The 12,412-nt window shown below is 69.6% G+C and carries 14 protein-coding genes; 13 read left to right on the top strand and 1 reads right to left on the bottom strand.

Features of this window, described 5'->3' with window-relative positions:
• The first annotated feature begins 19 nt into the window (after positions 1-19).
• From WKH84_RS05310 to WKH84_RS05275, 8 genes are all read left to right on the top strand, one after another.
• Positions 20-571: a hypothetical protein gene (locus WKH84_RS05310; RefSeq protein WP_341855898.1), complete on the top strand. Its 552-nt coding sequence runs from the start codon at positions 20-22 to the stop codon at positions 569-571.
• 51 nt (positions 572-622) lie between these two features.
• Positions 623-943, top strand: a complete 321-nt coding sequence (locus WKH84_RS05305) for a hypothetical protein (protein ID WP_341855897.1) — start codon at positions 623-625, stop codon at positions 941-943.
• Positions 943-2,007 carry a hypothetical protein gene (locus WKH84_RS05300; RefSeq protein ID WP_341855896.1) on the top strand — a complete coding sequence of 355 codons (1,065 nt, stop codon included), beginning with the start codon at positions 943-945 and terminating at the stop codon, positions 2,005-2,007. The genes WKH84_RS05305 and WKH84_RS05300 overlap by 1 nt, the downstream gene beginning before the upstream one ends.
• Positions 2,007-4,541: an ATP-binding protein gene (locus WKH84_RS05295; protein WP_341855895.1), complete on the top strand. Its 2,535-nt coding sequence runs from the start codon at positions 2,007-2,009 to the stop codon at positions 4,539-4,541. Before WKH84_RS05300 ends, WKH84_RS05295 begins: the two co-directional genes overlap by 1 nt.
• 176 nt (positions 4,542-4,717) lie before the next feature.
• A complete protein-coding gene (locus tag WKH84_RS05290; protein WP_341855894.1) occupies positions 4,718-5,620 on the top strand; it encodes a hypothetical protein in 903 nt (300 codons plus the stop codon).
• Positions 5,621-5,791: 171 nt separating this feature from the next.
• Positions 5,792-6,139, top strand: a complete 348-nt coding sequence (locus WKH84_RS05285) for a hypothetical protein (RefSeq protein WP_341855893.1) — start codon at positions 5,792-5,794, stop codon at positions 6,137-6,139.
• 189 nt (positions 6,140-6,328) lie between these two features.
• Positions 6,329-7,192, top strand: a complete 864-nt coding sequence (locus tag WKH84_RS05280) for a hypothetical protein (RefSeq protein WP_341855892.1) — start codon at positions 6,329-6,331, stop codon at positions 7,190-7,192.
• The gene (locus tag WKH84_RS05275; protein ID WP_341856780.1) at positions 7,092-8,291 is read left to right on the top strand and encodes a DEAD/DEAH box helicase; all 1,200 of its coding nucleotides are present in this window, start codon (positions 7,092-7,094) and stop codon (positions 8,289-8,291) included. The genes WKH84_RS05280 and WKH84_RS05275 overlap by 101 nt, the downstream gene beginning before the upstream one ends.
• A 29-nt stretch (positions 8,292-8,320) precedes the next feature.
• Here the strand turns inward: WKH84_RS05275 and WKH84_RS05270 are convergent, their stop codons facing one another.
• Positions 8,321-9,457: an ATP-binding protein gene (locus tag WKH84_RS05270; RefSeq protein WP_341855891.1), complete on the bottom strand. Its 1,137-nt coding sequence runs from the start codon at positions 9,455-9,457 to the stop codon at positions 8,321-8,323.
• A 119-nt stretch (positions 9,458-9,576) separates the two neighbouring features.
• On the opposite strand from WKH84_RS05270, the gene WKH84_RS05265 reads away from it, so the two are divergent.
• The 5 genes from WKH84_RS05265 (at position 9,577) to WKH84_RS05245 (ending at position 12,399) form a co-directional block, all read left to right on the top strand.
• Entirely contained in the window at positions 9,577-10,260 is a 684-nt protein-coding gene (locus WKH84_RS05265) for a hypothetical protein (protein WP_341855890.1), read from the top strand.
• A gap of 57 nt (positions 10,261-10,317) precedes the next feature.
• On the top strand, positions 10,318-10,875 hold the full coding sequence (locus WKH84_RS05260) for a DNA methyltransferase (protein WP_341855889.1): 558 nt from the start codon (positions 10,318-10,320) through the stop codon (positions 10,873-10,875).
• Between the two features lie 146 nt (positions 10,876-11,021).
• Complete coding sequence (locus WKH84_RS05255; RefSeq protein ID WP_341855888.1) at positions 11,022-11,492, top strand: hypothetical protein; 471 nt, start codon at positions 11,022-11,024, stop codon at positions 11,490-11,492.
• Positions 11,489-11,986, top strand: coding sequence for a hypothetical protein (locus WKH84_RS05250; RefSeq protein ID WP_341855887.1), 498 nt, complete (start codon positions 11,489-11,491; stop codon positions 11,984-11,986). The genes WKH84_RS05255 and WKH84_RS05250 overlap by 4 nt, the downstream gene beginning before the upstream one ends.
• Positions 11,983-12,399: a hypothetical protein gene (locus WKH84_RS05245; protein ID WP_341855886.1), complete on the top strand. Its 417-nt coding sequence runs from the start codon at positions 11,983-11,985 to the stop codon at positions 12,397-12,399. Before WKH84_RS05250 ends, WKH84_RS05245 begins: the two co-directional genes overlap by 4 nt.
• Positions 12,400-12,412: the final 13 nt, after the last annotated feature.

The raw sequence follows: 12,412 nt of genomic DNA, 5'->3' as shown, positions 1-12,412 counted from the left end.
TGGACCGCAGAGGAGCACCATGACCGACCAGCTCGCCGACGAGGTGCCCACCCTCGAGACCCCGCCGGAGGACTCCCACGCCGACGCGGAGGGAGCCACCGCCCAGGCCAAGGCCCCCACCCGTCGCAGCGCCCGAGGTAAGGGACGCTCGCCCGGCCGCACGTCCCGGGCCTCCGTCCGCCGCATCGCCGAGAAGGCCGAGGAGATCGTCGACACCGACGGATCCACCCGGCGACTCGTCGCAGACCTCACCGGTGCCGCCTCCTCAGGCGTCGCCGACCTCACCACGGCGATCATGGAGGCCAAGAGGACCCCGGTCGAGGCCGCCGTCGCCGACCTCACCATCATCCAGGACGGCGAGATCCCAGAGGCCGTCGTGCACCTGGTTGGCATGTCCAAGGACGAGCTGAAGGCCCTGCACCAGCTGGTCTCCACGTTCTCCGACGTCGCCCTGCCCGAGAAGATCCCCGCCAAGTCCACCGACGCGACCCTCGTGCTCGTCGACCCGGTGCGCTCGGCCCAGATCGACGAAGCGGCGGTCGATCGGCTGGTCCGACTGCTGGCGAAGTGAGCGCTCGACGATGCGCAACCCGTTCACCGCCGGGAGGAACACCTGCCAGGCGTGGCGCCCCGCCGAACGGCGCGAGGACCACCCGTTCTCGCACGATCCGGGGACCTGTCGACTCTGCTGGCGACCCTGCTTCGCCGCCCGCCGTCCTGGGACGAGCTTCTGCGAGGACTGCTGGCGCGCCTGGCCACCCACCGATCGGTCGCCGTGCGCGCCGCCGTCGTCTCCCGCGACGACATCCCGCTCGAGGTGCTCGAGGACATGACCGATGACATGGACGCCCCCGTGTCCTTCGCAGCCCGAGACCGCATCGCCCGATTCGCCGCCGACCAGATCGAGGACTCCGGCACCGACCAGATGGGAAGCACACGCTGATGGCCCGGAACAAGCGCCAGCGCAACCAGACCGACGACATCTACGACTCTGCCGATGTGGTCCCCTCGAGCTCCGTCTCGGACAAGCCCAAGCGCCGCTACCGGCTGACCCGCCGTCTGCTGGTCTTCGCACTGCTGCTGGCCCCGCTCAACGCGCTCGGCCTGGTCGCCGCCGTCAGCCTGGTGCTCAACGGGGTCGACAACTCCTCCGGCGCCGCCGTCGAGATCTCGGCGACGCAGACCGGCCGCACCGAAGCGGAGAGCTCGCTGCAGGAGTGGCTGAGCTCCGACGACACGGTCTTCGGCGGATCCACGATCACGTCCTGGGACGGCACCAGCGGCACCGAGAACGTCGAGGCTTCCCAGGACGACATCGGCTACCAGCTGACGACCCACGACTTCACCATCCGCACCCCGGACGGCGTCTCCTACCACGCGGCCGTGCGCACCGCCTACGCCCCGACGAGGGGCGTCAAGGTCCTGAGCGCCCCGACGATCACCCCGGTCGACCCCAGCGCCGTCTCCGAATGGGACCCGGTCGAGCCGACCACGGGCTGGACCACCACCGGGGCGAACGAAGCCGCCACCTCCGCCATCACCTCGTGGGCCGGAGCCCTGACGACCTCTCCGAGCGAACTCAAGCTCGCCACCCGCGACGGGGACAGCGACCACGTCTACGGGACGCTCACCGGCGTCACGACCTCAGAGGTGTCGGTGAGCACCGCCTGGATCCCGGAGAACGACCGAGGAGAAGTCGACGAATCCACCCTCGTCGCCACCGTCTCCATCGAGTCGCTGGACGCAGACGCCGAGGAAGACGACGAGTCCTCCCGGACCACCGTCACCTACGACGTGCTCGTGCGAGAGGCGGACACCGCCGCCCCCTACGTGACCGCCTGGGGACCTGTCGGCTCCGGCACGGGACTGAGCGACTACGAGAACGCCGTCTCCCTGGACGGTGCCGTCGACTCTGCCCCCACCGGCCCGTCCGGAGGCGCTTCCGACGGCGGCGGAGAGGACCCGGCCGCGGATACCGGCGACGCATCGACCGAGGGGAGCGAGTGATGGCGAAGACCACGACCAGGCAGGACATCCACCTGGAGGAGCACACCGTCCCCCACATGCCCACGGCCACGAAGGTCCGATACGGCGACGGGCGGATCCTTCCTGTCGGAGGCGGGCTCTGGCTCTACCGCAAGATCCCCCTGGCACCGGTCAAGGATGCCAAGACGCATGGTGACGCGCTCCTGGTCGGAGACCCCATCGCCCAGGCGTTCGAGGAGATCGCGTCGGAGACCACCTACGCGACCGCCCGGCGGTCCATGGCGCGGGCCCGCTACCGGCCCTTTCACCTGCTCGCGGTGAACCTCCCTCGTCGCTACAGTCCTCCGCCGCGGTCTCGCCACGCCCGTCAGCAGCAGGAGTGGTTCCGAGGTGAGCGGGTCCAGGACCGGCTCGTCCTGTTCGGCACCCGGTTGAACGACATTGTCGGTGGAGCGGACCGGTCCTTCCGGGACGTCGTCGACTCGATCGCCACCTCCCTGGCCACCTACGAGGTGCCCATGAGCGACTACCAGCAGGACCTCGAAGACGTCGACGACATGCTCACGCGCTCGGGGTTCACGATCCCCACCACCAAGGACTTCCACCTCGCGGAGTCCTGGTGGGCGGCCGGCGGATCCACCGGCGCGACCCTTCTCCCGCACGCCGACCACTTCCACGTCTTCCAGACCGTTGCCGGCGCGCAGACGGCGGCACGTCTGGACGTCGAATCCTGCAAGTCGTGGCCCACCGGCATCGAAGGCCACCACGTGCTTCGCATGGGATCGGTGTACGGCCTGGACCTCCCCTTCCAGGCCGCAAAGGAACCGCTGAGCGCCTGGGTGACGTCCCTGCTGGACCGCGGCGCGGTGATGGTGTCGATCCGCGGGAAGGTCGAGCCCAGCCCGATCACCCGCAAGGAGCCGCGCCGCCAGCGGGCTCGCTACCTCGCCGACATCCGCAACGCTCGCGCAGAGGGCAAGATGGATGATCAGGAGCAGGAGGAGCGGTCGCGCACGATCGAATCGGTCGAGGCCGCCTACGCCGGCGGGAAGGCATTCCCGACGCTGGTCGAGACCAGCGTGGTGGCCGCCTTCAACACCGACGGGAAGAAGCGGCTGGAGACCCTCGGCCACGGCACGGCCTTCGAGGTGGCCCCGATGGACAACCGCCAGGCCATCGCCCTCGCCGAGAGCTGGGTCGGCTCACCGGTGCGCTCGAACCCGAACCTGATGGACCTTCCCTCCTCTGCGGTCGCCTACTCGGGTCTGCCGAACCTCGCCACCGTCGGGGACTCCAGCGGGGCCACAGTCGGATTCACGGTCCGCGACGGCCAGGAAGCGCTCATGTCGGCGACCGCGTCCTCCGACCAGGACACCTATCCTCTGGCCGCGGTGGTCGGCGGCTCCGGATCCGGGAAGTCGCAGCTGATGACCTTCCTGGGGCATCAGTACGGGGACCCCGAGCACGGCGAGGGCCGCCCTGTGATCATCATCGACCCGAAGAAGGGGTCGGACTTCTCCGAAGGCTTCGGGGAGTCGGTCACGACGTACTCCCTGGACTCGTTCTCCGGCGATGCCACCGGCGCCGGGGGAGTGGGAGGGACTGGGGTCTTCGACCCGCTGCGCTTCTCGAAGACCCCAGCGGACGGCGTGAACACCGCAGTGTCGATGCTCCACTTCGCCCGCGTCTGGGAGAACAACTCCACGCAGAACTTCGAGGCGGACCTCCAGGCCGCCCTCAAGTGGGGCATCTCCCAGGGCGCCCGCGCCATCGGAACTGCCCTCATGATCGCCAAGCGCGACGGCAAGGCCACCGCCGAGCTGGCCGATCCGATCATCCGCCAGTCCCAGAACGACCCCCTCTTCGGCGCGATCGTCGGCCTGCAGGACGAGGGAGAGATCCTCAGCGCCTCCGAGGGCATCACTTACATCAAGGTCGGCAACGCCAACCTCGAGCTCCCGCCTCCCGGCGTGGACCAGAGCTCCCTCAGCCTCACCCAGAGGGTTTCCGCGACCCTCATCCGCATGATGGTCTATGGCTCGGCCGAAGCGCCGCGCGATCGCCGCGGCGTGCTCCTGCTGGACGAGGCATGGGTCTTCCTGGACGCCGGCGCCGAAGAGGTCGAGCGCCTCGGGCGCCTCGCCCGCTCCCTCGAGGTGTTCCCGATCCTGTTCACCCAGCGCATCTCCGACCTGCTCGAGGCGAACCTGACCAACCACATCGCGCGCGGAATCATCCTGCACACGAAGGACCCCAAGGAGGCACGAGCCGCGTTCCAGCTCTTCGGCGTCGACGCTACCGAGGAGCGCATGAGCTTCACCACCGCCCCGGAACGGATCGGCAAGGGCGGGGCGAACTGGCGCTCCCGCAAGCCGCTGTTCCGCTACGACGACGCCGGGGAACGCACCGAGCCGCTGCGCGGAGCCATCGGCCTGTACTGCGACCTCGACGACCGTGCCGTGGACGTGGAGATCAAGATCCCGAGCGACTTTCTCGCCAAGACCTCCACCAACGCCCTGGACCGGGCCCGGCGAGAAGGCCGCAAGGTGTTCTGAGCCGCGACAGGCGGAGCGCGTGTCCTACGAGACCGCCGCCCCGCCCACTGCGGTCGCGTGAACATCCCGCGCACCAGCACCCTCGACGCCGGCCCCGCCCGGCTCGACGAGCATGCGCGACAGCTCGGCCTCCGCGTCGCCGCCGAAGAGCTCGACGCGGACGAGGCGCTTGCCAGGTGCTCGCCACCGCCGTCGACAGCGGCGTCGTGCGACAGATGTGCGCCCGACACCACCGCCAGCTCGCCTCGCGCTGGAGCATCGACGACATCACCGGCACCGTCACCACCATGCTCGTCGGCTACGCCCTCACCAACAGCGAGCGACCAGGCCACCTCGAGGTCGCGCGGTTCGCCGACGGCACCTCCTCCGCCTCGGGGTGGGTCGGCAAGGTGATCGGCGCCATGCGCGCCTCTCGGATCCTCCGAGGGATGCACGAGGACGCCACCACGCGCGTGGACCTGCTCGGCGACACAGACCCCGCCTCCGCCTCGAGCGCAGAGGCGACGGCGTTGGACGAGCACACCGTCGACGTCGAGGACCAGACCAGAGGTCTCCCCGCCACGAGCGCCACGATCCGCCTCGTCCACGCCTCCGCCCTGCACCAGCTGCTCGGCCTTCCTCCCCTGCGCTCGTGGCGCCTGACCTCCGCGCACCGGATCGAGCTCACCCACCGCCTGAACGAGGACCCGACCCTTGCCCGTCGCTCCCTCACCGCTAACCGCAACGTCGCCGGAGCGGACGAAGCGCTCACCTCCCTGTGGTCGGGATGGTCCCGAGACGACCTCGCCGCGATGCTCGAGAAGTCCACCCCGACCCGCGACATCCCGCACCTGCTCTGCCTCGCCGCGCGCGCCCCCTGCCGCGCCCCCAGAGCCGCAACGGAGATCTCGCCCGCGCCCGCCGTCGGGTGCTCGATGCCGCCCCATCATCCGCCCAGAGCGCGGCCGCCGCGGCCTTCGACGCCTTCCTCGACACCGAGGTCGAGACCCACACCGACTTCGACCGCATCCGCCGCCCACTGTCCTCGGCAGACGTCGATGCGCGCGCCGCTTCCGCCCAGCGCCTCCCCGCCCGACTGAAGGAAGCGGCGGCGGCGATGGGAGTCAGCGACCTCGACCTCCGGTCCGGGCTGACCGCCCTGTTCATCGACCCGCTGCCCGTCGCTGACCCGATCTACTTCACCCCGACCCCCTGGAGGTTCCGCTCGTGAGCAAGCTGTCGACCCTGGGCCGCGCGCCAGCGCGAGCGCGATGTCGCTGCTCGCCACCACCTCCTGGCTGCTGCGCGTCTACCTGCTGCCCTTCGCTGTCAGCATCGGTGCGGCCACGGTGTGGCTCGCCGCGATCGCCGCCGTCACCGAAGCCACCGCCAACACGCTCCTCGTGCTGGTCATGGTCGCCCTGCCCGGAGTCGTGGTGATGGCCCTGTCGCGCAGCGAGCGTCGCCGGCACTGGTACGAGTACGCCCTGGTGTGGCTGATGTTCTTCACCTCCGTCCCGCTGTACGGGGTGGCGCCGCTGATCGGCGGGTACGGGATCGTCCTGGCTCGGGCCTGGCGCCGCCGCTGGCCGCACGCCCTGCAGGACGACGAGGACTGACCCGTGCGCTACGCGGTGCTCACCGGGACCCGTGAGTCGCCCCCGACTGAAGCTCGCCGCCGCTCCCGGGTCCCGACTCCACGAGCTCCTGCAGGGGATGCGCAACGCGACACTCCACGAGGACCTCGGCACCTGGTCCCTGGACGCACCGACCGGCGCCCAGCTTGCCGAGTCACGCTCAACTCGGGCGTGGCCATCGACGCGTTCGACTTCCCCGAGACCCTCTCCTCCCTGCACCAGCCGATCATCCACGACATCGGCCGCGGCCGGATCGAGGTGTACCCCCGACTGGCCGACCCGACAGATGTCGCCTTCGACCTGGGGGAGGAGGCCACGTTCGACGCCCGCCGCGGCGCATTCCTCGCACCAGCAGGAGCCGTCTCCGACTGGCCCATCAGCATGCTCCCCGCATCGCTGCGTGCGGTGCAGAAGGAGAGCACAGGGCCCACGCGCGTCCTTGAGGCACCCGAAGCCGAGACGGCACCCGAGGTTGCGCGGATCCTGAACCCGACTACCCCGGAGGAGGCCGCCTACAACGCCTCCGTCGCCCCCGGCATCGAGGGCTACGAGCGCGAGATCGACATCCTCACCGCCGCCGTCGGGGACGTGCCCGACTGGTTCGGCATGGACCCCTACCCCTACCAGCGCATCGGCGCGCTGTGCATCGCCGCGGGGGGCCGGCGCCTGCTCGCCGACGCCCCAGGCCTGGGCAAGAGCGTCCAGGCGATCCTCGCCGGGGTCCTTCTCGGCGCGCGGCGCTGGATCGTCGTGTGTCCCCCTGTCGCGCAGTCGAACTGGGCCGCGGAGATCGAGCGCCGCCGCGTCCCGGAGAACCTCCACCCCGAGGCGGGTATCGCCGTGATCCGCCCGGGGCGGAAGGTGCCGGAGCCGCCCCCGCACCGGCATGGTCATCGTCACCGACTCACTGCTGGCCGCGCCGTCCCGGCGAGGACTGCTCGAGGACCTCCAGGCGCAGAGCGCGGACCTGCTGATCTACGACGAGGCGCACCGAGCGAAGAACTGGGAGTCCCAGCGGGCCAGGACGATGCGTGAGCTCGCCGTCACCGCGAAGGACCGTCTCGTCCTGACCGGCACCCCGATGATGTCCAACCCCGCCGACCTCCCCTCCATCCTCGCGATCGCCGGACGGCTCAAGCCCACGTTCAGCTCGCGCACCGCGTTCATGGGCCGCTACACCCGCAGCTACGACATCCACGTCGGCAACCAGACGATCCAGAAGATCGTCCCTGCGAAGAAGCATCTGGGCGAGCTCGGCGACATCCTGCGCGAGAAGGTGTGGGTCCGCCGCACCAAGGATCAGGTCCTCCGCGACCTGCCCGAGAAGACCCACTCGACGATGATCGTCGACGTCCCGCCGACCGAGTACCGGAAGGCGACCCGCGAGGTGCGGGAGAAGATCGCCGACTACCTCCGGGAGAGGACTCGCGAACTCGGAGCCCCTCCCTCCGAGAAGGAACTGCGCGCCTGGTGCTCGGATCAGATGGGCCGCGTCTCCCAGCTTCGTCGCGCGGCAGGACTGGCGAAGATCCCGGCGGCCGCCGAGCACGTGGCCGAGTGGGTCGAATCGACCAGCCACGAGGAGGACGGGACGACCGTCTACGACCGCCCGCTGATCGTCTGGGGCATCCACCAGGTGGTCATGGACGCGCTCGACGAGCACCTCGACAAGCTCGGTGTCGCCCACGCCGTGATCAACGGCAAGACCTCCATGGCTCAGCGCGACCGGATCAAGGACGACTACCAGGCCGGCAAGATCGCGGTGATCCTCGCCAACATCGTCGCCGCCGGTGTCGCCATCACCCTCACCCGCGGATCCGACGCCCTGTTCGTGGAGACCGAATGGCTTCCCGACCTGATCTCCCAGGCGGAGGACCGCCAGCACCGCATCGGCCAGGACCGCACCGTCATGGTCACGACCATGGTCGCCCCCGGCACCCTGGACCACACGATCCAGAAGGTGCTCCGCTCCAACATCGAGGTTCTCGATGCGGTCATCGGCGGTACCGGCCACCGGGTCGCGGTCCACGACCAGGACATGAACTCCCTCGCCATCGGCGACGTGATGTGGGAGCTCGCGGAGCCGCTGCGCTGCGCAAGTGCGAAAAGGCTAGTGCACGACGTCGGGAGCTAGCGCCCGCCTGAGCGCCGCCGGGGCTCGCCCTACTCGAGCGCGAGGACGTACTCGGCGAATCCCGGCGCCGTGAAGGAGAGCAGGCCGTGGCCTGCGATCTGGACGATGCCCTTGTCCAACAGGGACTGCCTGGCAGGTCCCAGAGCGGAGGACGCCAGGCCGAGCACGCGAGCGATCTCGCTGCGCGCGACATCGATTCCGCCCAGCTGTGCCATGGCGGTGAGGAGCTCTCGCTCACGGCCTTTGGTCTTGGACCAGCGCGCCCGGTGGAGGGAGTTCATGTCCTGGTCGACGGACGCCCGCGCGGCGTCGAACGCTCCGGCGCCCAGCACGCCTCCGGAGTCTGGGGACCCCGCCGCCGACCACATCGCATCGCCCCAGAGCCGCACCGCGTACGGATACCCGCAGGTGGTCGCCACGACGTCCTGCAGGACGCGCGTCTCCCAGCGCACGCCGAGGGCGGAGGCGGGGTCGGTGAGCGCTTCGCGCACTTCGTGGTCCTGAAGGTCCCGCATGGGGCGGAAGGCGAATCTCTCCGCAGAGGTCACCGCCTCTGTCACCACGTCCGGGGTATGGCTGAGGCCGGCGGCGAGGAAGACGGCGGGGGTCTTGCTGTCCTGGAGCTCTTGCCAGGCGTAGGCGACGGTCTTCAGTCCTTCGTCGTCGGCATCCTGCGGCTCGTCGACAAGCACGGCGACCCCCTTGTGCCCCTGCTCCCTGGCGGTCGAGGCGGTGCGCTCGATGAGCTCGCGGAAGGCGCGAGTCGCCTGGGGGAGAGGGGAATGGGGTGAGGCCTGGGCGGTGACGCTGGCAACTCCAGGTACGCCGAGGGTGAGTGAGAGGCGGTCCAGCCAGTCCCCGGGGCCGCCGGGGATACCCCAACGCTGGATCTGAGAGCGAGCCTCGTCGGCGATGACAGCGGAGAGGGGCCCGTTGCCGGCAGTGACGTAGATCGGGGAGAGACCGATCGTCAGTGCGTCCTGCCGCACCTTGCGTAGCAGGCTGGTCTTCCCGACGCCGCGAGGGCCAATATCCACCCGGATGCGCCCGGAGAACAGGCCATGGAGAGCGGGAAGTGCGAGCATCCCGCCGATCTCCTGAAGCTGTGCCTCACGGCCGGGGACCTCGTGGGCTACACGACCGGGGGTGTATGGGCTGAGCCGCATACGAACACGGCTCCTACATTTGATTACATATTGACTCAAGTGTAGCGAAGTGTACTCCGTGGTCCATGTGCCCTTTCGTGCCGCTCCCGAGGCGGTAGTCGTTGTGCCCCCCGCACTGCTTGCTCGATCCGGCCCCGCCCACTGTCGCCACCGAGGGGCACCGGGACAAGAGAGGTAGCGAGATGAGCATCGTGAGGAAGCGTGAGACCGGCGAACAGGGCAACGGCGGCGAGTTCGGATCGGTCGCCCGCCAGGACGCCGACGTGGACGTGAGCGCCACGATCGTGGAGCCCGATCACGCCACGGAACTGCGAGCCCAGGGAAACTCCGGGGTGGTCATCGCCGACCTGTGCTCCGAGATCGATGTCGAACGAGGTGGGGGCTTCGCCGGTGCTTTCACCGCCGGCGAGGGGGTCGGCGCCCGCGAGTTCTACCTCCGTCCTTCGGGGAAGGACGAGATCCACGTCGAGTACCTCTACAACCAGCGGACCAACGATGGTGTGCTGACGCAGGCCACCATCAATCTCGAGACTGGTGAGGTCTTCTCGACGTACGCCTTCGACTCCGACGACACCCTGAGCCCGCTCGACGTTCAGATCGACGACGGGTTCACGCCCGACGGCGACAGCGAGCCGGTCGGTAGGTTTCTCCGCGCGACCGCCGAAGACGACGGTTCGGCCCGGGACAAGCTCAGCGAGTCGTTCGAGGACCCCGACGAGGCGGCGCGCGACGCATATCTTCGCGGCATCGGAGTGCGACGGCACAGCTACGGTTCCGCCCATCGCTCCCGCGCATCCTGGTGACCAGGCAGAACGCCGAAGGATCGCGGGTCCGCCCGGCCCCCGCCCATTGGTAAGGGTATGAGCGCCACGCCCTCCCATACGGTCCACCTCGGTGACAACCTCGACGTCCTGCCCGACCTGGACGGGCCGTTCGACCTCGTCTACCTCGACCCGCCCTACAACACCGGCGGGAAGGTGGTGACCGCCTACGCCGACCGCTTCGACGACTGGACCGGGTTCATGGCGCCGCGCCTCGCGCACCTTCCCCGCCTCCTGGCCAACGTGGGCATCGTCGTCGCCTCCATCGATGACCGAGAAGTCCACCACCTGCGAGTCCTGCTGGACGATCTGCTCGGTGCCCACAATCACGTCGGCACGGTGGTGTGGGACGGGTCGACCATCAACTCCTCGCACCTGCTGAGCGTCTCCCACGACTACCTGGTCATCTACGCCAAGGACCTCGCCGCGCTGAAGGCATCCGGGGCCCGCTGGCGGCAGGATCGCCCGGACGCCCAGGCAATGCTCGACGCAAAGCAGAGACCGCCTGGAATGCCGCTCGCCACGACGCCCAAAGTGCGCAGGAGAAGTTCCGCGCCTGGTCGCGCCCGCGCCGCGCCACGCCGCCTCGCGGGCTGACCGAGTACGACCGGATCGACCCGAAAGGCCGCCTCTACCGGGTCTCGGACCCCGGAGCTCCCTCGGTGCAGGCCGGGCGCTCCTTCCGCCCTCTGGTGCATCCTGCGACGGGACAGGAGTGCCCGGTGCCCAAGCGTGGCTGGCGGATGAGCGACGTGTCCATGGACCGCATGCTCGCCGCAGAGCTCGTCGAGTTCGGCCCCGACCACACCACCCAGCCCAAGCTCAAGCGGATGCTCGCCGACAACTCCACCGTGGTCCCCCGATCGGTCTTCCGCCAGGAGCGCGAGGGAGCTCGTCACCTGGCCAAGGTCCCCGGTGCCGGCGAGTTCCCCTTCCCCAAGGACGTCGAGGTGCTCGCCCGCTGGTTCGCGACGGTCGCCGGCCCTGACGCCCGGATCCTCGACCCGTTCCTCGGCTCCGGCACGTGCCTCGAGGTCGCGATGGCCCTGAATGACGCCGACGGCGGTGGCCGCCGCGTGACGGGCATCGCCCTGGACGAGGGGGACGTCGTCGAAGGCGTCTTGCTCCCGCGCATCGCTCACTGCGAGCAGACCTACCGCGAACCGGTGGCGCTGTCCCGCGAGACCGCCCGGACGCCCACTATGGCGGCATGAACGAATCCGTCTTCTCCATGAATGCCGCCGTGGGCTCGGCACTGGCGACCCTGGATGCCCAGGAGTTCTCCCCGACAGCCGATCTCGACGCCGAGGGGGCGTTCAACTACGCCCGCGTCGTGCGATACGACGTGCTCGCCCACAGCCAGGGGATCTCCGAGTCCTTCGCCCCGTACCTCATCGCCGGGCTGGTCGTCTCCGGACTCGAATCGAGGTCGGTGCCCTACCACCCGCAAGAGCCGCTCGCGATCACCCAGGTCGTCTGCCTCGAGGACTCCTCCTCCTGGTCGCTCAGCCCGCTCTACGACGCGATCGCCCGCGGCCTCAGCGTCGAGGACACCACGAAGAACCTGATCTTGGTCTCGGCCGGAATGCTGTCCGCCATCGCCAACATCTTCGGTTCCGACCCGCATTCCGTCGCACGCACCCAGCGGGCGGCGCTGGGCACCATGGTCGACCCCATCGACTGGGACTCCCTGCTGAGCGAGGGATGAGCGTGTCCGGATTCAGCATCCAGTGGGCGCTCGAGGACCTGCTCAGCGATCGGGCACGGGCAGTCCAGCACGCGCTCGTGATCCTGCAGGCCTCGAAGACGGCGACCTGGGACGAGCTGGCCGAGGTGATGCGCACCGACCCGGAGCGCGCCTCCTCCATCCGCCTCGGGGTGAACCTCCCCCTCGAGGACCTCGAGAACCTCGACGCCCACGAGCAGACCGTGCGCGGCCTCCGCCGAGGAGTCGGCGACCGCCCCTCCGTGATCACCACCGTCGCCGAGTGCACGACCTGTCTGCGATGGGCATTCCTCGCAGGATCCGCGCCGCCCAAGAGCCGCCCGTGGACCATCGATTGCAAGGGCACGGTCACCAAGATCGGCCCCCCGGACCACACGCTCCTCGCCCGCGACTGAACGACGTCTCCCG

It is taken from the genome of Brachybacterium sp. GPGPB12, assembly GCF_038396325.1.
Taxonomy (GTDB): domain Bacteria; phylum Actinomycetota; class Actinomycetes; order Actinomycetales; family Dermabacteraceae; genus Brachybacterium; species Brachybacterium conglomeratum.
Note: the sequence above shows the minus strand (reverse complement) of the source record. Positions and strands in the feature narration are given on the sequence as shown.